This is a genomic window from Agrobacterium vacciniicorymbosi, from assembly GCF_040427045.1.
Classification (GTDB): domain Bacteria; phylum Pseudomonadota; class Alphaproteobacteria; order Rhizobiales; family Rhizobiaceae; genus Agrobacterium.
Genome location: NZ_JBETMF010000011.1, coordinates 173194 through 194852, shown reverse-complemented (window position 1 = coordinate 194852; position 21659 = coordinate 173194). Strand labels below are relative to the sequence as shown.

The 21659-nt window shown below is 59.7% G+C and carries 20 protein-coding genes and 1 pseudogene; 10 read left to right on the top strand and 11 right to left on the bottom strand.

The genetic code is table 11. From position 1 onward, the window contains the following. Positions 1–119: 119 nt before the first annotated feature. The gene (locus ABUK73_RS17890) at positions 120–494 is read left to right on the top strand and encodes an ester cyclase (protein ID WP_353578465.1); all 375 of its coding nucleotides are present in this window, start codon (positions 120–122) and stop codon (positions 492–494) included. 43 nt (positions 495–537) lie between these two features. Here ABUK73_RS17890 and ABUK73_RS17885 read toward each other — a convergent pair whose 3' ends face one another. Next, positions 538–930 carry a winged helix-turn-helix transcriptional regulator gene (locus ABUK73_RS17885; protein WP_353578464.1) on the bottom strand — a complete coding sequence of 131 codons (393 nt, stop codon included), beginning with the start codon at positions 928–930 and terminating at the stop codon, positions 538–540. Between the two features lie 81 nt (positions 931–1011). On the opposite strand from ABUK73_RS17885, the gene ABUK73_RS17880 reads away from it, so the two are divergent. Next, on the top strand, positions 1012–1743 hold the full coding sequence (locus tag ABUK73_RS17880) for an SDR family NAD(P)-dependent oxidoreductase (RefSeq protein WP_353578463.1): 732 nt from the start codon (positions 1012–1014) through the stop codon (positions 1741–1743). Positions 1744–1836: 93 nt separating this feature from the next. Here ABUK73_RS17880 and ABUK73_RS17875 read toward each other — a convergent pair whose 3' ends face one another. After that, positions 1837–2052, bottom strand: a complete 216-nt coding sequence (locus ABUK73_RS17875; RefSeq protein WP_353578462.1) for a hypothetical protein — start codon at positions 2050–2052, stop codon at positions 1837–1839. 274 nt (positions 2053–2326) lie between these two features. Between ABUK73_RS17875 and ABUK73_RS17870 the strand changes: the two genes are divergently transcribed. Then, positions 2327–2491, top strand: coding sequence for a hypothetical protein (locus ABUK73_RS17870; RefSeq protein ID WP_353578461.1), 165 nt, complete (start codon positions 2327–2329; stop codon positions 2489–2491). A 34-nt stretch (positions 2492–2525) separates the two neighbouring features. Here the strand turns inward: ABUK73_RS17870 and ABUK73_RS17865 are convergent, their stop codons facing one another. The 3 genes from ABUK73_RS17865 to ABUK73_RS17855 form a co-directional block, all read right to left on the bottom strand. After that, the gene (locus ABUK73_RS17865) at positions 2526–3608 is read right to left on the bottom strand and encodes a hypothetical protein (RefSeq protein WP_353578460.1); all 1083 of its coding nucleotides are present in this window, start codon (positions 3606–3608) and stop codon (positions 2526–2528) included. 169 nt (positions 3609–3777) lie between these two features. Next, entirely contained in the window at positions 3778–4512 is a 735-nt protein-coding gene (locus ABUK73_RS17860) for a hypothetical protein (protein ID WP_353578459.1), read from the bottom strand. 22 nt (positions 4513–4534) lie between these two features. Then, on the bottom strand, positions 4535–5149 hold the full coding sequence (locus ABUK73_RS17855) for a hypothetical protein (protein ID WP_353578458.1): 615 nt from the start codon (positions 5147–5149) through the stop codon (positions 4535–4537). 131 nt (positions 5150–5280) lie between these two features. Between ABUK73_RS17855 and ABUK73_RS17850 the strand changes: the two genes are divergently transcribed. The 4 genes and pseudogenes from ABUK73_RS17850 (at position 5281) to ABUK73_RS23385 (ending at position 9404) form a co-directional block, all read left to right on the top strand. After that, positions 5281–5940 carry an ABC transporter ATP-binding protein gene (locus tag ABUK73_RS17850; protein WP_353578457.1) on the top strand — a complete coding sequence of 220 codons (660 nt, stop codon included), beginning with the start codon at positions 5281–5283 and terminating at the stop codon, positions 5938–5940. Beyond that, positions 5937–8345, top strand: a complete 2409-nt coding sequence (locus tag ABUK73_RS17845; RefSeq protein WP_353578456.1) for an ABC transporter permease — start codon at positions 5937–5939, stop codon at positions 8343–8345. Before ABUK73_RS17850 ends, ABUK73_RS17845 begins: the two co-directional genes overlap by 4 nt. Then, a pseudogene (locus ABUK73_RS23390) lies at positions 8335–8700 on the top strand (lipocalin-like domain-containing protein); the annotation flags it as partial. The gene ABUK73_RS17845 and the pseudogene ABUK73_RS23390, both read left to right, overlap by 11 nt. Before the next feature lie 74 nt (positions 8701–8774). Further along, positions 8775–9404: a lipocalin family protein gene (locus ABUK73_RS23385; RefSeq protein ID WP_454892388.1), complete on the top strand. Its 630-nt coding sequence runs from the start codon at positions 8775–8777 to the stop codon at positions 9402–9404. On the opposite strand, the gene ABUK73_RS17835 is transcribed toward ABUK73_RS23385, so the two are convergent. From ABUK73_RS17835 to ABUK73_RS17820, 4 genes are all read right to left on the bottom strand, one after another. Further along, a complete protein-coding gene (locus tag ABUK73_RS17835) occupies positions 9398–9904 on the bottom strand; it encodes a DNA N-6-adenine-methyltransferase (RefSeq protein ID WP_353578455.1) in 507 nt (168 codons plus the stop codon). The two genes, ABUK73_RS23385 and ABUK73_RS17835, sit on opposite strands and share 7 nt — an antisense overlap. A gap of 119 nt (positions 9905–10023) precedes the next feature. Next, complete coding sequence (locus tag ABUK73_RS17830) at positions 10024–10569, bottom strand: hypothetical protein (protein ID WP_353578454.1); 546 nt, start codon at positions 10567–10569, stop codon at positions 10024–10026. Between the two features lie 736 nt (positions 10570–11305). Beyond that, entirely contained in the window at positions 11306–12883 is a 1578-nt protein-coding gene (locus ABUK73_RS17825; RefSeq protein ID WP_353578453.1) for a Na+/H+ antiporter, read from the bottom strand. Between the two features lie 108 nt (positions 12884–12991). After that, positions 12992–15295 (bottom strand): FdhF/YdeP family oxidoreductase, encoded by a 2304-nt coding sequence (locus ABUK73_RS17820; protein ID WP_353578452.1) that lies wholly within the window; start codon positions 15293–15295, stop codon positions 12992–12994. Between the two features lie 156 nt (positions 15296–15451). On the opposite strand from ABUK73_RS17820, the gene ABUK73_RS17815 reads away from it, so the two are divergent. From ABUK73_RS17815 to ABUK73_RS17805, 3 genes are all read left to right on the top strand, one after another. Further along, positions 15452–16291, top strand: coding sequence for a formate/nitrite transporter family protein (locus ABUK73_RS17815; protein ID WP_353578451.1), 840 nt, complete (start codon positions 15452–15454; stop codon positions 16289–16291). A 110-nt stretch (positions 16292–16401) separates the two neighbouring features. Then, on the top strand, positions 16402–16806 hold the full coding sequence (locus ABUK73_RS17810; protein WP_353578450.1) for an EF-hand domain-containing protein: 405 nt from the start codon (positions 16402–16404) through the stop codon (positions 16804–16806). Between the two features lie 134 nt (positions 16807–16940). Next, positions 16941–17765: an SDR family oxidoreductase gene (locus ABUK73_RS17805; protein WP_353578449.1), complete on the top strand. Its 825-nt coding sequence runs from the start codon at positions 16941–16943 to the stop codon at positions 17763–17765. A 13-nt stretch (positions 17766–17778) separates the two neighbouring features. Here ABUK73_RS17805 and ABUK73_RS17800 read toward each other — a convergent pair whose 3' ends face one another. Together ABUK73_RS17800 and ABUK73_RS17795 are read right to left on the bottom strand one after the other, a co-directional pair. Beyond that, on the bottom strand, positions 17779–18687 hold the full coding sequence (locus ABUK73_RS17800; RefSeq protein WP_353578448.1) for a LysR family transcriptional regulator: 909 nt from the start codon (positions 18685–18687) through the stop codon (positions 17779–17781). Next, complete coding sequence (locus ABUK73_RS17795) at positions 18684–21554, bottom strand: ATP-binding protein (RefSeq protein ID WP_353578447.1); 2871 nt, start codon at positions 21552–21554, stop codon at positions 18684–18686. Before ABUK73_RS17795 ends, ABUK73_RS17800 begins: the two co-directional genes overlap by 4 nt. Positions 21555–21659 lie beyond the last annotated feature (105 nt).

Genomic DNA, 21659 nt, shown 5'->3' with positions numbered 1-21659 from the left:
ATTGTCCACCTATGATCCACAGGACCAACACGAACGGAATCTGAAGTTAAAACAGAGAACTAGACACCCGCTGTCCACAACTGGGAGTTTGTCGAAAATTGCAAAGTGTCGGAGGTCTTATGAACGATCATCAACTACGCGAAATCTATCTCGCTTATCTTGGCTGCCTTAATCGCCAAGCGTGGGACGAACTTGGAAATTTCGTAGACGATCAAGTCGAGCACAACGGTCGACCGATTGGGCTCGATGGTTACCGCGACATGCTCGTCAAAGATTTTCGGGACATTCCCGATCTTAGTTTTCAGGCCGAGCTTCTAGTTTGCGAGCCTGCAAAGATTGCTGCTCGTCTCAATTTTGACTGTTCACCTGTGGGAGATTTCATGGGGCTCCCCATCAATGGAAAACGGGTCGTCTTTCACGAGCACGTATTTTACGAGTTCAGAGGCAAGAAGATCAGGCGTGTGTGGTCTGTGATCGATAAGGCCGAGATCTAACGGCAATTATGACGCTGGTTCTTACCGTCATGCGAAATTGCCATTAGCGATGAGTTCGAGCGTTGTCGTAACGTTGCGTCGCATCCTCGATTTTGTCCCCATTGGCGGCGGCCCACGAACACAATGCTTCGAATGGTTCTCGTAGGGAATGGCCGAGTGGCGTGATCGCGTACTCTACGCCAATCGGCTGGGTTGGAAGCACCGTCCTGGTCACAAGGCCATTTCGCTCAAGTCGTTTCAAAGCGTCAGCCAGCGCCTTGTGCGTGATCCCGTCGAGACGGCGCTTTATTTCATTGAAGCGTGAGGGTTTGGGGCAGATCACAGTGAGGATCATGATCGTCCATTTGTCTGCAATTTTATCCAGCACTGGCCGAACCAGCGGCATGTCGCAGAGTGCACGATGGGAGAGGTCTTCGAGGTCGGTATACTCGTCCATATCTAGGCTATTCCAGGTGCGTAATTGATATCAGATATCCGCAGTATATCATTGTGAGACCATTCAGTGAAAGGATTTACGATGGCTCGCATGAATAACAAAGTGGCACTGATCGTTGGCGGCGCAAAGGGTATTGGCCTCGCTATTGCAGAGCGACTTTCAGCAGAAGGCGCGAACGTGTTTATCACCAGTCGCAGAGTAGAAGATGCTCGGAAGGCCGCTAAAGACATTGGCAATGGCGTGGTCGGTATTGCCGCAGATGCAGGCTCTCCCGAAGACATGGTCGCAGCTGTCGAGACGGTGCGCAAAGCACATGGCCGGATCGACGCGCTTGTTTTGAATGCAGGTCTTTCGGAGCCGTCGCAGGTCGCCGAGATGACGCCGGAGCATTTCGACCGTCACTTCGACGTCAATGTCCGAGGGATGGTTTTCGGCTTACAGGCTGCTCTTCCTGCACTGACAGAAGGTAGCTCGGTCGTCCTCATTGGCTCCATCGCCGGAAGTGCGGGTTATGCGGGTTACGGCACCTACTGTGCAACCAAAGCAGCCGTTCGATCCTATGCGCGAACCTGGACTGCCGAACTCGCTCCTAAAGGGATTAGGGTCAACGTGGTTGCACCCGGCCCAACAGATACGGATATGATGGCTGCTGTCGAAGAAGACACACGCGCAGCGATTGTCGCTCCGATTCCGATGGGGCGCATGGCAAAACCTTCAGAGGTCGCTGCGGCCGCCTTGTTTCTCTTGAGCGATGAGGCGAGCTACGTTGCCGGGATCGAACTATGCGTCGATGGCGGCTTGCTGCAAGTCTAGAAGTTTCTAATGAAGGCACCCGATCTGCACCGGGTCGGGTTGCCATTGAATGCGCTCGTTCAGCTGCTGGCAAGACCGACTTGCGCTATAACTTCAAATCGCTTTATCGAATGCATCTGCCTCGGTTTGTGTTGTGAAGGTGAATGTGATCACTTCACTGCCATCGTTTTGGCGGATACCCACCGCCGTCACGATCAAGCGAGCGATTTCATCTTGAGCGTCACTTCCTGTCGAAGACGCATTCACCGCTTTCTCGATAGCCGGTGCGAACACTTCACTGATTACACCCAGACGCATGTTGTGTTTCATGATGACGTCGCGGTCATCAACGATCGCTGCCTGTTCGGCCTTCGGAATGCCAGAGTGTTTTTGCTACGGTAGCGACGACGTCGAGAACGCCCAGACATGACCGATATTGCGATCGACTGGCGTCGTTGAATTACAACTCGGCGAGGGAATACTTCTTTTATCGGTCCCGCCTATTGTCAGTAAACGAACTGGAGCGCCAATGTCTAAGCTGCGGAAACATCTTCGGAAGGTCCGAAAAATGATTCTCCCTAAGATGAAGAAACACGAAATGCGGATGAAAAAGAAGTTTGAAGAACTGGACTCTGCCGCCGTGGAAGATTTTAGAGCCAAACTCGACGCGGCACTACCGGTCGGCGTCTCCACGGTCGAGGTTTTCTACGTCTCCTTTCATCTCCCGATGAACTCGATATGGAAATGCGGTTGGTCCGCATTTTCGTGAGGACGCTTCAGTAGGTGCGCGCGTTCTGCCGCCTTCAGATGGGCGCAACGGAAACATGAGGTATCGGTCCGAGCGCTAGAAGCCTGACTTCCTGATCCGGCGCATCGTTGGTCGGTTCGTATATCCAGTCGCTGGCATAAAGATTGCCGAGTAGATCGTCACCGCAATTGCCGTCGCTTGTCTTTTCGAGAACCTCCTGCGGCCACTCCGGAACGCCTCCGAACAGCCTGAACTCCGTCGAGACGATGCTACCGCGGGTGCGGAATTGAACCCAGTACCCAATCGCGTTCACGGCGTCTGGAACTTCGAAGAGCTTGAACTTGCGGGGTCGATGGGTTGCCCGGTCGACGCCCTTTCCACGAAACCAGCCATCCTCCTTTTCGAGGTCTCGCAACTTTAAAACGACAGCGGCCGATAAAGAGCCGTCTCCGATTATCGGCTGTCCCGAAAGGTATTCCTCCTCCTCTTCGTCTAGTTCGAAATCCATCTCGATCTTACTTGTGCCCGTCGCTGCCGAATACAGGATTGGCAACTTTGCGTCGTCGTGCGTGGACCAGATGATTCCGCCAACCACGCCAAGTCCGCTTGCGCCTTTGTGCTCGCCGCGCTTTTTGGAGATCGAGTGGTCGGCCATCTCGTCGAGATCGTCGGCATTGTTGTCGAGTTCGCCGCACATCAGAGTGGTGAAGCCGTAGCCAGCGCGATACGGCTTCGTATCCCATTCGAAAACACGCTCGTCATAGAGAGTGGTCTTGATCGATCCGTCCCGCGCGACGACGTGCGTCAAACATCCCTCAAACCGGGGAGCGACACCGAAGTCGATGTGATGCCATGTGCCTGAGAATATCACCGTCAACGGCTCTCCAGCCCGCTTAGTCTCCGCCGCAGCTACGAGTTTCCCGCTATAGCGTTCAATGAGCTTCGCGAGTTGTCCGCTGACGTGCGAGGGCTCGCCGTTAATGAACCCACGGATGGTGCTTCCGTCGATTTCGATAGCAGCGTCGGGTCCCGCAAAGACCGGGCGAGCCGCGACATTCGGTGAGGACCCGGTCCTTGGATTGGGCCTAAATCCGGCAAGTCGAAAACGTGACAAACGATAGAGATAGGGCTCGGTCAATGGCTGCTCCTTCTGGCAAAGCGATGTCGCGCCCGCCAGAGAGATATGGCGGGCTGCATCATTCATCTGTTCGGTTGGCTGCCCTTGAGCGGGCTCTGTAGAAAGTGTTCGCCGGATTTCGGTCTGCCGCAAGAGCGAATTGCACAATGGAAGGACGATCGAATATTCCTCAGTGTGTCATGCCGGGAGCCTTCGCAGATAGCCCGTTGTAAGCGCGACGCGAAGCCCAGTACCTCGCGGCATCAAATTTCGTCACTTCATCGACGGCGAGGGAGCTGCCATCACGGGTGCGATACTCCTTAACCCCAACTGACCGATAGGCGAACGGAGGAAGGTCAACGCCGGGCAGCGGGTACCAGAGAATTCCGCACGGATGGCCATCTGCCCGGACGTCGTCCGGGATGTCGTCGCGCGGGATGGAACGCTCCGTATGGTCCTTGAAAAAGTCGATAGCATCTCGGGGGTCGTCGAGATCCTCGATCGTAACACCGTGGCGCTCTCCGGAGCGATGATGGTCGAAATGGAAAATCCGGTAGCGATAGAGGCTCGTCGCGACGTTTTCGGCTGCGTCTGCCTTCTGAACCAGGTAGGGTTCGAAGGATTTCGGGTTCGGGCCGTTGTAGTGCCAGACACCGATGATGTTGATCTGGGTGCAACCGCCCTCGAATTCTGCTTTAGTCTGGCTGCGGATGTTGCTGACGTAAGTGTCGACAAACTTCCGTGCGCGCCCGACCTTGGAAATCTGGCCGTTCAGGAACACCGCGATCCTGTGGGCGGTGATGGTAATCGTCATGTCGTCGCCGGGAAGCAGTAGCTTTCCAAAATAGTCAGTCTTCTCAATCCTTTCGGGCATCTTTGCTACAAAAAGTTCCTCTGACGCCGCGGTTGACAAACTCAAGTCCATGTTATGCTCCGTTTCCCGTCTGTCAGGAAATGGTCGCCCGGAAAAACGGGCTTGGCAACAAAGAAGTGAGGGTGCCGGTCACCGAATTGCACTTGGTGCAGCGCCCACGAGAACCCGCCCAAACCCCGGCGGACGTTGCGCACGACGATTTTACCGAGCTCCCGGTCCCAGTCGTTCTGCGCGACACCGAGCCTTGGCAGATCCTTGACCGCATCGACGGTGTGCCGGAGACCCGACGTACGGCGAGCGCCGTGTGTTGAGCAAGCAACGGGTCGGCCGCGCCGTCGGGCAGTCGCGGCGTCGTCGCCGTGTCGGGCAAGGTCGCGCCAGCCTCCTCGAAACACTCCGGCTTGATACCCGCGGCGGGCCCTTCGAAATCGTATTGCGGGCCGAGCTTGCGGGCGTCCGCATTCCCTTGTCCGCTGAAGCAAAGAACGAACTCCGAAAGCGGGAAGACCTGGGAGAGGGCGGCGGGACTGGAAATCTCCTGGAGCGCGTAGACATCCGCCGACAGTTCACGCTCGACCGTGCGCAGGTCCTCGTAGTCCGCCGGGAGCCGAGCGGTGCTGGTGTCGAACACCTTTCGTCCCGGTGTCGCCAGCGTCTGGATATTCCAGGTCGCGAGTCTCGGTAGCATATCGCCGTTGCCGCATTTTAACAGCCGGGTTTCGCGCGCCGATATACAAAGGTTCACTGTTGGGCTGGCGGTTCGATGTGGCCACCGACGTCGCCGATACCATATAAGTCGGACCTCGCGCAGAGACGTCCATGACCCTGATTCTCGAAGACATCAAGAAATCCTATCCGACTGCGGAAGGGCCAACGCCTGTCCTGCGCGGTATCGATCTCAGGCTCGCCCCCTCAGAGAGTCTCGCGCTGACCGGAGAGTCGGGCAGCGGGAAGAGCACTCTGCTTCATCTGGTCAGCGGCCTCGACAAACCTGACAGCGGGTCGATCTCGGTCAACGGACGAACCGTGTCCGGTCTGGACGACACCGGGCGCGCGGAGTATCGGCGCACGGAGGTCGGCGTCATCTTCCAGCAGTTCAACCTGATACCGAGCCCCGACGTCGCGTCGAACGTCTCTTTCCACGCGAGGCTGGCGCGCAGATACGATCCGGCTTGGGAGGCGACGCTCATACGGGCGCTCGGCCTCGACCAGTTTGTCGGTCGCTACCCGGAACAGCTGTCCGGCGGGCAGCAACAGCGGGTGGCGATCGCGCGCACGCTCGCCGCGAGACCCGGTCTCGTCCTGGCCGACGAGCCGACCGGAAACCTCGACGAGGCAACCGCCGACACGGTGCTCGACATCATGCTCGATCTCACGCGGACCGCCGGGATAGCGCTGCTTCTCGTGACCCACTCGAACCGCATGGCGGACAAGCTCGACAGACGCGTCCTGTTGCGCGGCGGGAAAGTCGCGGCATGAGCTGGCCCGCCTTCGCGGCGCTTCTTTCCCACTGGCGTCACCTGCCGCTTCAATTCGCGACGCTTGTCCTCGGCGTAGCCTTGGCGACAGCGCTCTGGTCGGGTGTCCAGGCCATCAACGCCGAGGCCCGCGCGAGCTACAAGCGCGCCGCGTCGGTCCTCGAGCAAAGCGACTTGATTCAGTTGGTCGCCGGGGACGGAGAGGGAATTCCCCGGCAGGTCTATTCTGTGCTGCGCCGGGCTGGCTGGGATGTCTCCCCCGTCATAGAGGGCGACCGTCGGTTCGGGCAGGTCCGGATCAGATTGATCGGTATCGACCCGCTGACAACCCCGTCGGGCGGGTCCGGTGTGCGCGTCTCCGACGCAACAGAATTCCTCGCGTTCGTTGGAGATCCGGGTCAACTTGTCGTCTCGGTATCCACGGCCGCACGTCTCAAGCAGACCGATGGCCTGTCGATCAAGGCCGTGCCCGATCTCCCCGACGATGCCGCTTTTGTGGACATCGGCGTCGCCGACCGCTTGCTGAACAGAGGCGGCGCGCTGAGCCGGATCGTGATCGCCAAGGCCCAGAGACCGGGACTGACGCCGTTGGAAGAGCTCACGCCGGAACTGACCGTGCGGGGGGCCGGGGAACGTCCGGACGTCGCCCGTTTGACCGGCAGCTTCCATCTGAACCTCACTGCGTTCGGCTTCCTCGCCTTTATCGTGGGGCTCTTTATCGTCTACTCGGCCACCGGATTGTCGTTCGAACAGCGTCGCGGCACCTTGAGGACGTTACGGTCGCTCGGCGTGTCCCTGCGTTCGCTGACGGCCATGCTGGTCCTCGAAATCACGGTTTTCGCATTACTGTCCGGCGTGCTCGGCCTGATCATCGGCTATTTCGTCGCGTCGGCCCTGCTCCCCGGTGTCGCCGCTACCCTGCGGGGACTTTACGGTGCGAGCGTGCCGGGTACATTGTCGCTAAGGCCGGAATGGTGGATCGCGGGGCTCGCCATGGCGATGCTCGGAACCGCGATGTCTTCGGTGCAGAGCCTCTGGCGCGTCTGGAAAATGCCAATCCTTGCCTCCGCCCAGCAGCGGGCCTGGGCGAGGGCGTCGACGAGGCAACTGATGGTTCAGGCAGCCGTCGGGGCGACACTTCTGCTCGCTTCGTTCATCCTGGCGTTGCTCGGTCGCGGCCTCTATGCTGGGTTCGGGGTGCTTGGCTGCCTCCTGCTCGGAGCGGCGTTGCTCCTTGCTCCCGCTCTGGCGCTAGGGATGAGCGGCGCGCAACGGCTGTCGCGGGGCGTTCTCTCCGGATGGTTCTGGGCCGACACCCGCCAGCAGTTGCCGGGTCTGTCGCTGGCTCTGATGGCGCTGCTGCTCGCGCTCTCCGCCAACATCGGCGTCGGCACCATGGTGTCGAGTTTCCGGCAGACCTTCCTCGCTTGGCTGGACCAGCGGCTCGCGGCGGAGGTCTACGTCACCGCGCGCGACGAGGCCGAGGCCGCCAGGTTGAGGCAATGGCTTCCGACCCAGGCCCGGGCTGTGCTTCCGATCTGGAGTGTCGAAGGCGAGGTCGGTGGACAGAAAATGCAGATATTCGGGATCGCCAACGACCCGACTTACCGGGACAACTCGCCGATGATCGTCGGGGAGCCGGGTGTATGGAACGAGATCGCGAGTGGACGGGGAGCGCTGGTGAACGAACAGATGTGGCGCGCCGGAAAAGCCTCGCCCGGGCAGGAGATTGAACTTCCCGGCAGGTGGCGGACGAGGGTTGTCGGCGTCTTTTCCGACTACGGCAATCCGAGCGGTCAGGTCATCGTGGGGGTGGACGCGCTCGTCGATCACTACTCGGAGGTCGCGAAGCTACGCTACGGCCTGCGAATGGACCCCGGGATGGTTCCAGAATTCAGACGTCGCCTTGTCGCCGAATTCGGTTTGCCGGAAGCCAATATCGTGGACCAGGCGTCCCTGAAGCGGCAGTCGACCGCGATTTTCGAGCAGACCTTTGCGGTAACGGGCGCGCTGAACATCCTGACCCTGGCGATCGCGGGCTTTGCGATGTTCTCGAGCCTCCTCACCCTGTCGGCCCAACGACTGCCGCAACTCGCTCCTGTCTGGGCCATGGGGTTACGTCGTCGCGATCTCGCCAATATCGAGATAGTACGGACTTTGGTCCTCTGGTTTGCCACATTCGTCGCCGCCGTTCCTGTCGGGCTCGTTCTCGCGTGGGTCCTGCTGGCGATCGTCAACGTCGAGGCTTTCGGATGGCGCTTGCCACTGATCCTGTTCCCGCTGGACTGGCTTCGACTTGCCGTGATCGCTCTTGTCGCGGCCTTTGTGTCGGTCCTTCTTCCGGTTCGACGCCTTGCGAAAATCGATCCCGCCGACCTGCTGAGGGTATTCGCCAATGAGCGCTAGAAAACCGCTGCTATCGATCGCCGCGATCGTCCTCCCGTCCCTCTTCCCCGTCGAGGCGGTGCCGCAAGGGTTCGCTGGCCTCGGTTCGAGCGCGGAAGGCTTTTCCATGCCCCGGCGAGGAGAGCCGCTGGTATTCCCCCGCGACCATGGCGCTCATCCCGACTACAGGATCGAATGGTGGTACGTCACCGCCGACCTAGAGGCCGCCGACGGTCGCAAGCTCGGCGCGCAATGGACGCTGTTCAGGTCGGCGCTCGCTCCGGGGGAGAAACCGGGTTGGTCCGATCCCCAGATATGGATCGGACATGCCGCCGTCACCACGTCCGACCGCCAGTATGTCGCCGAGCGCCTGGCGAGGGGCGGGGTCGGACAGGCCGGGGCCGTCGCGGCTCCATTCGAGGCATGGATCGACGACCGGGGGCATGAAGGGTGTCGGGAACGGAAGCGACCTCGACCAGCTCGATCTCCGCGCGGGCGGGCAGGACTTTTGGATATCGGCTCGCGCTCAGGGCGACAGGGCCGCTGGTCCTCCAAGGTGACAGGGGCTATTCCGTCAAGTCGCTGGCGGGTCAGGCGAGCTACTACTACTCGCAACCCTTCTATCAGGTGAGAGGTAACGTGAGCCTCGACGGCCAATCTATTGAAGTTACTGGGAAAGCATGGCTCGACCGGGAATGGTCGTCACAGCCGCTGGCATCCGATCAGACGGGGTGGGACTGGTTTTCGCTCCATCTGGATTCCGGAGAGAAGGTCATGGCCTTCCGGCTTCGCGATGGCGGCGGAGGATTCACGTCGGCCAACTGGATCGCCGCCGACGGGACGACATCGCCGATTGGTTCCGGGGATATTCTACTAGAGCCGCTTCGCACGGCGGACATCGATGGCAAACGTATCCCGGTGGAGTGGAGGGTCCGGATACCGAGCCGTGGCCTCGATATCGGCACAAAGGCACTCAACGACCGCTCCTGGATGGCGACGTCCACTCCCTACTGGGAGGGGCCGATAGAGTTCGACGGCACCGTTTCTGGGCGCGGTTATCTCGAGATGACGGGCTACTGATTTCGGGGCGCATGCGTTGTGCGGTCCGGGAATCCGAGTATGCCGAGGCCTGCCTCGGCGGCGCGGACAAGCGCTTCCCTTCCCATGCTTCCCGCCGAAAGCAGCGCCGTTCCGTTGGACGGAGACTTGCCCTCGGAGCCGTCCGGCCTGATGAACCTGAGCTTGGGTGTGAAAAGGACGGCGTCGGCCTGTCGCCACGCATTCTGAAACCAGGGTGCGCTCGTTCTGTCCGGGACGAGCGCGATGCCGTTGGCATGCTCGAAGAACTTGCGCAGCCACGGAGTAAGTCCGTTCCTTCCTCCGAACGGCGGGTTCATCCAGACAAACCCGCTCCAGCATGCTTCGAGAGAACCGGAGGAGATAAAGCGGGCGGCCGGGACAAAGGTCATTCCCACAGCAGGCGACGCGACATCGATGTCGAAGACGCAGCCGAGCGCGTCGAACACGTGCTTCGGCGTGTCCCATTCGTCGGATTTGCCAGAGGTTTCCCAGAAAGACATCGAGGTAAGCTTGGTGGATGTCCAAGCGTAGCCCGATTTCCGGCCGTGCGTTTCCGCCGGCGAAATTCTTGTCGGCAATACCGGAGAGAATTTCGCGCGAAGGAGGCGGTCGCGGCTTCCTACGCAAAAGACGGCGCGCGCTCCCGTATGAAGCGACGTCCGCGGTACCATTGTCGTGATGGCGAGTCCTTGATCGGCGCGAGGCATTGGTGGGCCTGCTTTGCCCTTCCGGTCAAACCGATATAGGCGATCTCGGTAGCGGTCACGATCTGGCCGCCCCCGATCGAGGGGCTGTGACCGAGCATAGAGATACGCATCACCTCGGGCTTCAACCGCCACAGGTCACCCATGTCGGTCAGGATGTCACCTGCGTCGGTGCTGGGGCCGGAGTAGCGGGCTATATAGTCATTGGCTTCGAAATCGAGGAGCGTCAGCACGAGAGTGCCGGGGTCGATCCGCTCCACCTTGCAGGCCTCGGGTGAATATTCGCGTGCCACGCTACATGGCTTCCCGAACTGCATCAGACCGTAATAATGGTAGGCGATGTCGCGTCGGGTGAGGTATTCGGCCTCCCAGACGATATTCTCGTGCTCTGCCTCCGCGTAAAACGCGTCACAGAGCTCGACCATGCTGTCCACGTATTCGCGTCTGTAATCGGCGTGCATCTCGAAACCCCATCAAGCCGCGATGGACCGGGATCGGCGGCGGATTTTGGCGACAGCCGAAAACCTTTACCAACCGGGGTAGAGCAAAGGCCTTCGACTGTTTGAATATGAGTTTCGCTGGCGGCGGTGGGAAGGTGTCCGATGATATACCCGAGGGCTACATCGGATTGCCAAAGGCACCGACAATTTCGAAAATGAACACGCGGGCGGTAGCCAAAGCTTCCAGCTTCCTTAGCTGGCGGTGCAGCCAATGCTCGGGTGACCTGAGCGCTTCAGCGATTGAAGCGGAGCAATTGCAACGTCTGAAGCCACCTAATGCGGTTGCCCATAAGTCGACACCTCGCAAATCGCTGTTTAGGACAGGGGCGTCGGACCGTCTTCCTCCGCCGCCCCTTCGAGAATCAGACGATGTCCGATCGAATGATCCGCGTACTTGAAGGCGAGACTACTGAGTACGGAGGCTATCATTGCCACCAGAATCAACCGCATTGGTCAGACCTCACAATGTTATCGCGTGGTATCGATGGAGGCTTCAGAGTGTTGCCTGGTCGTCTGGCGTACGCCTGAGGCACACAGATCGTGCCGTATCAGCCAGCATCCTGCCTTAGAGGCCCGCAGGCCTCGTTGGATGCCCCCTCACGGTGACGCATCGACTGTAGTCCGAACCAATTAAGCGTGAGAGCTATACAAAGGGTTGGTGCGCCACCTGTCCTCGAACGCGGTCGAAGTCCGTCGTTCAACGCGGCTCTATGCCGAATTCCTGCGCGTCCAGATCCTGTTCCAGCTTGACGAGCGCGCGATCGCTGATTTCGCCTGTGCGATACATCTTGAGGAGTTCGGCGCGGCCCGCCTTGATCGCTGCCAGCATTGCTGTGGACGGTGGCATGGCGGCGGCGCTAGCTCTCGCAGTGTCGACGAGGGAAGAGGCCTCGCGGTCGGCACGGTTCCGGTATTGCTCAAGCAAGCATCGCTCCTCCTTCGAGGCCTGCGAGCTCAGGGCGGCCGAGAACGCCTTTAGCTGGGCCTGTGATAACCTCATTCGTGCCATCGCCTCGTCCCGGGCGAGCCGTTCCGAGCTCTGCGATCCGGTAGAGGGCAAGAACTTCACCAAGAGCGGCAGCGTCGGACCTTGGACCAGGACGGTCACGAAGATCACCCCGAAAGCCGAGACCAGAATGACGTCCCTGCCAGGGAAATCCTCTGGAAGAGCCAGTGCGGCCGCGAGGGTGACCGGCCCGCGAATGCCCGCCCAGCCCAAAATCACCGTTACCGAAAGATCGGGCTTCATTCTGGCCCTAAGCCCAAGGCGGCTCGCCAGCATCCATAAGACTTCGGACCCGAACAGCCAGAAGAACCTCGAGATCAATACCACACCGACAATCACCCCGGCTGGCACTATGAGTTCGGTTATCGCCTGATCGCTGGTGGCGATCCGATCCAGGGTGCCCCTTAGCGACAGCCCGACGAGGATAAACAGGATCGACTGGAGGACGAAGACAAGAATTTTCCAATAGCTGCGTGCGGCAATCCTGGTCGCCGCGGAGAAAATCTCGTGCTGCCGCCATCCGAGTATCAGGCCTGTCGTCACTGTCGATAAGACACCGGAGACGCCGATACGCTCGGCGGCGATGTAGGACGAGGCTGCGAGCAGCATGGTTCCGGTGATGACGATCTCGCTGCTGGCCAGTCGCTGCAGGACCATAACCCCCGCATTGCCGAGGCAATATCCGACGGCTATCCCGCCGCAGGCGACCAGCGCGAACATGCCGAGCGCCTCCGGCGCGCTGAAGGAGCCAGCGGCTGTCCAAGCGACCGCGAAATGGAAGAGCACCAGACCGCTGGCGTCATTCACCAGGCTTTCGCCGCCGAGCACCGTGGTGACCCGTGTGGGAAGGCGAAGCTTTTCCAGTACGGCTTTCACGGCCACCGCGTCGGGAGGCGAGACGGCCGCACCCAACGCGAACCCGACGGCCCAGGGGAGTTCAGGAAACAAGACATGGAACGCAACGCCCACGCACGCCGAGGTGAAGAACACTGCGCCGACCGCCAGGGAGATAATGGTGGCAGAATGACGCTTGAAGTCACGCCAGACCGTGGCGTAGGCGCTACTGAGCAGCAACGGAGGCAAGAACAACACGAGGATGAGGTGCGGGTCGAAGGTCACGGTCGGGATGCCGGGCACAAAGGCGAGCGCCGCGCCGCCGCCGATCATCGCCGCTGCCGGAGGGAGCCGCAGATACCGAGCCATCAACTCCAGGATCACGACCACCAAGAGCAGGAGCACCAGGAACTCATACTGTGACTGCAGCGACATCGAAGCCCTTTCGCCCTCGTAGCTGGGTTACAAGAGCGACCTTATCGCCGCGGACGACAGCGATAAGCTAGACAAGGGTGTATCTTGGCAGCTCGGCTCACGCGGGCCTCATGTCGAGGCGGCCAGGATTCGAACCGGGGTCGCCTTATAGGACGGCGTCCCGGATTTCCTGTCGAAATGGCTCAGCGCGACCAGTACGTTCAGTTCCGGAAAGTAGCCTGCAGCCGATCCCCGAGCGATGTCGTATTTTACAGCAGTGAAGCCAGCGACTACGCGCTTCACGCTCTCGTCCTCACCGTCGTCTGGAGCGGCGACGATGTCGACCTTCGATCCATCTTCAAGCCCACGCTCCTCAAGGTCGATGGCGTTCATGAAGACGACATCCCGGCGGCCGAACACCCCGCGATAGCGGTCGTTCAAACCATAGACAGTCGTGTTGTACTGATCGTGGCTCCGCACCGTGGTGAGGGTGATGATGTCCGGGTAAGAGAGGCGGGGGTCTTCCTCGATCTCCAACGCGACGATGAAGTTCGCCTTGCCGTTGCTCGTCCGCCATTCCCGCCGTGACGCGGGCACATCGAGATGGAAGCCGCCCGGCTGGCGTACGCGCTTGTTGAAATCCCTGAAGTCGGGAAACACGGTTTCGATCTTGTCGCGGATACGGTCATAGTCGGCGATCATGCCATCCCAGTCGATGCCATGTTTCCCGCCGAGGGTGGCTTTTGCCATCCCGGCGATGATGGACGGTTCGGAGAGAAGATGCTCACTCGGCGGGTTCAGAAAGCCCCGAGACGCATGAACCATGCATGTCGAGTCTTCGACGGTCACCGACTGACGTCCGCTCTCCTGGAAATCGACGTCGGTTCGCCCGAGTACGGGCAGGATCAAAGAGTTCTCGGCGATGAGCAGATGGGAGCGGTTGAGCTTGGTGCAGAGATGGACCGCAAGTTCAAGCTTCCTCATTCCGGCGAATACCCGGTCGGGATCGGACATGGCGACCGCGAGGTTTCCTCCGAGACAGATCAGGGCTTTCGATCGTCCGGCGATGATCGCGTCGATGGCCTCGACGGCGTTATGTCCTTTCTCGGCGGGCGGCCGGAAGCCAAAGGCCCTTTCCATGCCGTCGAGCAGCGACTTGTTCGGGATTTCGGTGATGCCGACCGTACGGTCGCCCTGTACGTTCGAGTGACCCCGTAGCGGGCAGATGCCAGCACCGGGCTTCCCCATGTTGCCGCACATCATGAGGAGGTTCGCAAGCTGCTGTACATTGGAGGTGCCGTTGCGATGCTGCGTGATGCCCATGCCGTAGCAGACGATGACACGCTCCGAACGCACGTAGACGAGGGCCGCGCTGTCGATCGCGGCCTTCGTCAGACCGGACTTCTTTACGATGAGGTCCCAGCTTGTGTTCGCGAGGTCGGACAGTAGCGCGTCGAAGCCAGCCGTGTGGGTCTCGATGAATTCGCGGTCGAGCAGGCCGCTGCCTCCGTTGGCCAGGTCTTCCCGATCAAGTTCCACCACCCGCTTCATGATGCCCTTGAGCGCGGCAACGTCGCCACCGCTCCTTACCTGATGATAGGCCGAGGCGATGGGTGTGGAAGTCAGCGTGACCATCTCCACCGGGTTCTGGGGAGCGGCGAATTTCTCCAGCGAGCGTTCCTTGAGGGGATTAAAGACGATGATCGGGACGCCGCGCCGTGATGCGTCGTGCAGCGTCGTCATCATGCGCGGATGGTTTGTTCCCGGATTGTGGCCGAAGCTGAAAATGGCGTCGCACTGGTCGAAGTCTTCCAGAACGACTGTGGCCTTTCCGATCCCTATCGAAGCGGGCAAGCCGACGCTCGTCGCTTCGTGGCAGAGATTGGAACAATCGGGGAAATTGTTCGTACCGTATGCGCGGACGAAAAGCTGATACAGGAAGGCCGCCTCGTTCGAAGCGCGCCCCGACGTGTAGAACTCGGCCATCCGGGGATCGGGAAGTGCGTTGAGTTTCGTGCCGATAACGTCGAACGCCTCGTCCCAGCTGATCGGTTGATATCTGTCCGTGGCCTTGTCGTAGACCATCGGGTGTGTCAGCCGACCCTTGCCCTCAAGCTCGTAGTCGCTCCAACCCCACAGCTCACTGACGGTATGCTGCTCGAAGAAGTCCAGTTCAACGCGCTTGGCGGTGGATTCCCACGTGACGGCCTTTGCGCCGTTCTCGCAAAACTCGAAGGATGACGTGTGTTTCGGGTCAGGCCAGGCGCACCCTGGGCAATCGAAGCCGTCAGGCTGGTTCGATTTAAGCAGGGTCATCGAGCCCTGTATGACGATTTTTTCATGGATCAGTGCTTCCGCCGTGGCCCTTAGGGCGTCCCACCCGCCAGCCGGGCGCGTGTAGTCCTCGATACCCTCAGGGCGTTTGTCGATCATCACCATCTCCTTTCGTATTTCCAGTGAGAAGATCACGCGGAGCGGCGTTCGCGTGAGACATACTCAAGTATGCGTTGATGCGCCGACAAATGGTCCCGTAGTTTTAAACATAGGATAGGGCCGCATCATGCCGCGGGCAAAATCGGAGACAAGGCCATGTACATCGAGACCATGACGAAGTTCGCGGAGGCAGGGTCCCACAAAGCTGAGATGGTGAACAGCCAACTTTCGGGGTTCTTCATCGGCGCAATCCTGGCAGGAGCTTACATCGGTTTCGGCGACATCGTTATGTTTACGGTCGGTGCTCACCTCGACCAGGCTTGGTCGCATCTGGTCATGGGGGCTGTGTTCGCGTCTGCCCTGACGATTGTGGTGTTCGCGGGCTCTGAGCTTTTCACGGGTACGGCGATGTACATGTCCTTCGCGCTATTCCAGCGTCTAGTTTCGACTTCTGACGTGATGAAAGTCTGGACGGCTTGCTGGATCGGCAACCTGGCCGGAGCGATCCTTCTGGCGGCGGTCTTCCGCGCTGCGGGCGGTGGCGTCCTTCTGGGAGACGGAAGCGCGCCTTTCTATGCTGCGGTCGTCGGGAAAATGTCGGCGTCGCCGCTGGTGCTGATTGCGAAAGGATTTCTTGCAAACTGGTTAGTGTGTCTCGCCATCTGGATGTGCGGCAGAACGGAGAACGATGCCGCCAAGATCGCTCTTATCTTCTGGCCCATCATGATATTCGTGGCGGCTGGCTTCGAGCACTCGGTGGCGAACATGTTCACGTTCGCTATCGCACTAATGGGCAATGCGCCGGACTCCGTGAGCGTGGCTGGCGCTCTTTATAACCTCTCGATGGTAACCGTCGGGAACCTGCTCGGGGGCGTCGTCATGCTGGGGTTCGCCTACAAGGCGCAAGAATCCGGCGTCGGCCACGAGGGCCATTACAAGCCCCTGCCGATTTCGGAGAGGAAGGCGACCCGTCACGGTTCTTCGGGACGGGCCTGAGGTTCATGGTGTTCGGATGTAATCGGAAAGCATAATTTCTCCACGGATCGCCCCAGCTCCGCACAAGCCCGAGAAGCGAAAGATGTAACGTAACCGAAGATGGAGATTCCATGAGAGTAGGATCAGCTTCAGACATCTACCAACTTTTCTTGCCCAAAGCGAAAACCAACAACAACATAGAATCAATGGAAGTGCCACCAGCGCCGACAATCAGCAGCTCTGCCGGTGGGCTCGCAAACGATGAGGTCGCGGCAGCGTTCCTTGCCCGGCTTGCCAAAAGCAATTTCGAACGTGACGATACGAATGGCGACGGTTTCGTCGACAAGAATGAGTACATCGGCGCTAAGACACAGGTCAGATCCGGCGGCTATCAAGCAAGCGCGTCCGACGTTCAGAAGACGTGGAGCGAACTGGACAAAGACGGAAAGGGCCGTATCAACGAGCAGGAATACTCCCAGGGATTTTCCTCAATGTTCCAAGTCGAAGCTGGGACCTTTGGCAAACCGCTTCGATAGGCGCTTGCCACGCTGCACCGATATCGGGACGAAATCGATTGTCCCGATATCATCACCACGTCATGCCATTTGAATGGCATTCTCTTGTACGCTTTCGACCGCTACCTTCCAGCTCACCAATGAGGAAGCAGGATATGAGTGATCAAAAGAAAATCTTCGTTACCGGAGCATCGTCCGGCGTCGGGAAGGCAATTTGCCAGCTTTTCCTGAAAAAGGGCTGGCAGGTCATCGCGACCTTGAGAATTCCGGAGACGTATGGACAGGCGGAGACCGCGGACCTCTCGATCTTACCTCTCGATGTCACCGACAAGCACTCGATTGAACGGGCGCTCGCGATCGCTTACGAGCGTCACGGCGCTATTGACGTCGTCGTAAACAACGCCGGGTTTGGCGAGTTCGGAGTTTTCGAGGGGATCGCCGACGATCGCATAAGGGCTAATTTCGAGGTGAACGTCTTTGGCGTTATGAACGTCATACGCGCCGTTCTCCCGCGCATGCGGGAAGTGGGCCGCGGCACGATCGTCAATATCAGTTCCGGCGGCGGGATTATAGGGCTTCCCGCGACGTCGATCTACCTCTCGACAAAGTTCGCGCTCGAGGGCTTCACCGAGTCGATCTGGTACGAGCTTGACGGATTGGGCATCGGTATCAAGCTCGTCGAGCCTGGTGGGATCGAGACCCCGTTCCTCCAGAAGATCGCCGGGCAAGCTACAGTCAACATACCTCCCCATGACTACACAGAGTTTCAGCTGAAAATCCGTAGACGAATGGGCGAGTTGTCCTGGGAGCGATCCACGGCCGCAGAGATCGCCGATGTCGTCTGGGAGGCATCGACCGACGGCAAGAACCAGCTGCGCTACTTTAATGGACCGGGTATCCAGCATCTCATCGACGCGCGTCGCACTGCCGGAGAGGTTGATTATGAGAAGCTGATGAGGGCGGAATTCGGTTTCGCATGATCGAGGAGGGCACTCAAAGCGCGGTTTCGTTGGTGTGTCGTCTCACAAAATCGACGAACGCCCTCAACCCCGCCGATAGATCGCTTCTCATCGGATAGTAAAGCTGGAGGCCGGGGAACGGAGGCGTCCATTCCTCCAGCAGTCTGCAAAGTCGCCTATCCGCCAAGTGCTTTCTGACGAGAGGATAGCCCGTATAGGCAATCCCATGATTACCAAGCGCCGCTTCTACGGCTAACGCATAGGAGTTGACTGTAAGGCGGCCGGGTACCTGCACCGAGAACGCACCATTCACCCCGGAAAACTCCCACGAGTACATCGCGCCTCCCGGCATCCTGATGCGTATGCAGTCATGTCTCGAAAGATCGTGAGGGCTGGAGGGACGCGCCACCCAGTCCAGATATTTCGGAGACGCGACGACCGCCATCTCGTATCGGTCCGAGCCGATCTTCACGCCGATCATGTCACGGGGGACCGCTTCGGCGAACCGTATTCCAGCGTCGAATCCCTCCGCTACGATATCGACGAACTTCCCGTCGGCAACGATGTCGAGGGACATTTCGGGGTGGGCGGCCAGGAACGCTAGGAAAATCGGCTGCATCAACTGAAGAGCCATCCCTTCACTCGTGCTGATGCGAAGCGTTCCCTTCGGCGTCGAGCGGAAGCGGTTTAATCGGTCGATCGCTCCGTCGATCGTGCCTACGGCACCATGTATTTCCGACAGAAAGGCCTCGCCCTCATCCGTCAAAAACACGCTTCGAGTAGTCCGCCTGAACAGTCGCACACCGAGGTCAGCCTCGAGTCTGGCCACAGCGCGACTGAGCGCCGATCGGGAGATGTCGAGCTGGGCAGCCGCAACGCGAAAATTCCGGCTCGCACTCAGGGCAATAACACACCGGAGCGACTGTAGGTCGAGGTTCCTCATGCACTTTCAGACAGCGCTGTCGAAACGGTGTTGATCTTGCTCGAGCACGGCACTTGGCCGTTGGCGCTCTGACCGCCGCAGTAAGGTGGGCATTGGACGAGGTTCATGTAAAAAAGCCTCTCCTCATGAGGAAGCTTTGCCAGTGTCGCCTCAATCATCTCTTCCGCTTCCGCTGGGTTCATGATTCGTCTGAGCGTTGTGGCGGCTCGTAACTCGTGAAGCGAATTTCCGCTCTCGCGGGCCGTCTCGTAAGCCTGTCTGAGGTCTGCGTTGCCCTCGGCGATGTGCCCATCGAGCGGGACTGAAATCAGTAACGTGCCTCTTATTCGCAGGAGATCGGACATCTGGAATATCTCTCCGCCAGTCCGCGCGGTGCTGATCGCGGTCTCGATGTGCCGAATTGCGTGCGATACTTCCCCGACGGCGGCATATGCTTCTGCCAAGGCAGCATGAAAGCTCACCAGCATATGATCGTGGTTTCGGGATGCCATTACGTCAATCGCGCTTCCCAGCATCGTCACGCCTTCCGCCGCAGATCCCTGGCGCATGCGGATTTCCCCGCTAAGCCCATTGCTGACCGCATGGAACGCAGCAAGGGAATGTCGTTCCGAAACTTCGGCCAACCTTTCGATCATACCGTTGGCGACCGCCAGATCGCCTTTCCAGATGGCATTCGAAGCGGCGTATGCGAGGGCGATGCAAAGCGGAATGGGATGGCTGTAAGCAGCGGCGATGTCGATCGCGTCGCGAGCCGTGATTTCCGACCGCCTGCCGTCGCCCTGGAAGAGTTGTACGCGCGCGAGCTGGACCTTTGCCCGAATGAACTGGGTGAACACCACGAGTGTCAGATCGAGATCTACGGAGCCGCCGACCGGACATGATTCTTCGAGGACTGCGCGGGCAGCGATCAAGTCGCCGTTATAGGCATGGCAGATGCCCTTCATCCAGAGCACGAGCCGCCTGGCGAGGACGTCGGACGAGCCCATGCATGCTGTCTCGGCAGCATCGGCTATGCGCGCGCCGGCGTAACAGTCTCCCGCCCGCATGAGGAAAATGTTGAAGCCCGCGATGATTTCGAGCCTGAGCCTGAGATTGCCGAGGTTATCGGCGATTTCCAAGGCGCGTTTGAAAGAAGCCGTGACGATTTCCTGCGCCTCTCTGACGATGATCCCTGAAACCGCACGCGCCTGATGCAGCAAAGCCTCCGCGACCTCGTCGATCATCACGGAAGGGAGCGACGAGAGCGCCCGATCGCTCCACCTGAAACATTCCTCGAGAAGGGATAGCTCCAGGAACAGCGGGGACGAATAGGCGATGAGTAGGGCTCCAAGCTCCGGGTCACCAGCCTCGCTGTAACACCAATCGATCGCGCTTCTGACGTTCGCCAACGCCTCGGGAAAAGTTTTCGATAGACCGGTCAGATGAAACGGGTCTGCCTTCTGGGCTTGGGCCCTGAGTAAGTCGAGGAAGTACTCCGCATGGGCGTGCGCGACGCCCTCAACCTCCGACGGGTCGCAATGTAGCTTGTCGAGCGCGTATGCTTTCGTCGTTTCCGCCAGCCTGTATCTCAGCGCGCCGTTTGCGCTCAGGACACGGGAGATCAGCGATTTGTCCGCTAGCGCGTCGAGCACGTCGTCGGTCTCGATTCGAGATATTTTCGATGCCGTTTCGGCGGTGAACGACCCGCTCAGCCATCCGGTTCTCCGAAGGACCAGCTTTTCGTCCGGTGATAGGAGGTTATAGCTCCAATCATGCAGGGCCAGCACGGTCTGATGACGTGGAAGCGCGGTTCGACGGCCGCCCCAATGGATGCCGAACCTCTGCTGGAGCAATTCGAGTGTGCGGGAAAGGCCGTGAGACGCGGCGCGCGCCGCCGTCAGTTCAAGGGCGAGGGCCATCCCGTCGAGCCTGCGGCATATCTCCGCTGCAAGATCGATTTCACCTTGCCCGAGCTCTGTCTCGCCACCTGCCGCCGCCATCCGGTCGAGAAACAACTGTACCGCCGGAAAACGGCGGCTGTCATCGCCGACTACGTCTGCGCCTGGCGTCGTCAATGGAGCGATCTTGTAGACTTGCTCGCCTTCGACCCGCAGCGCTTCGCGACTGGTCGCGAGGATGCAAAGCTCCGGGCAGTAACGGTGCGCCCGTTCCGCCAACTCGGCCGCGGCTTCGATGACATGCTCGCAGTTATCGAGGAGCAGGAGGATTCTCTTCTCCTTGAGGAAATTGCAGACCACGGCAACAGCCGCCTGCGCGGGAGCTGCGACGCCGAGATTGGATGCGACGGTTGTCGCGACCAAGGCCCCATCCGTCACCGGAGCCAGATCGACAAAAAGAAGCCCATCCCGGAAACCATCCGACATCTTGTGGGCCGCGGCGATCGCGAGCGTGGTCTTGCCTATTCCACCCGCGCCTAGAACGGTGACGAATCGATGGGATACGAGACGCTCGCAAGTCTCTTCCAGTGCCGTCTCCCGCCCAACCATTCGAAGGAGCGGCGGGGGGAGGTGATTTTCGGTTTTCGCTATCGGTGCCGCAACCGTGTCGCTTCGTGCGACGTCGGTCTCGATTTCCGCCGAAAGCATGTAGCCGCGACCGGACACGTTGCTGATGAACGCCGCGCCGCTATCGTTCGTCCCGAGCGATTTCCGCAAAGCGGAGATATGCACCCGCAGGCTCACCTCGTCGACGACGGTATTTGGCCAGGCTCTGGCCGTCAGATCGCGCTTAGAGACAACACTACCGCCGTTTTCCACGAGAACCGACAGAAGGTCGAACGCACGGCTTCCGATCGACACTGGAACGCCGTCGCGTTCCAGTCGTCGTTCTATCGGCAAAAGCCTGAACGATCCGAACCTGTAGGACATTCGCGATCTCCCGCAGCAGCCGGGATGCCCGGCGGAGACGACCGATTCTTACAGGTTGGACGCGGCCGCTATTGAACACTGCGCCTCGAGATCCCCGAGGGCGCT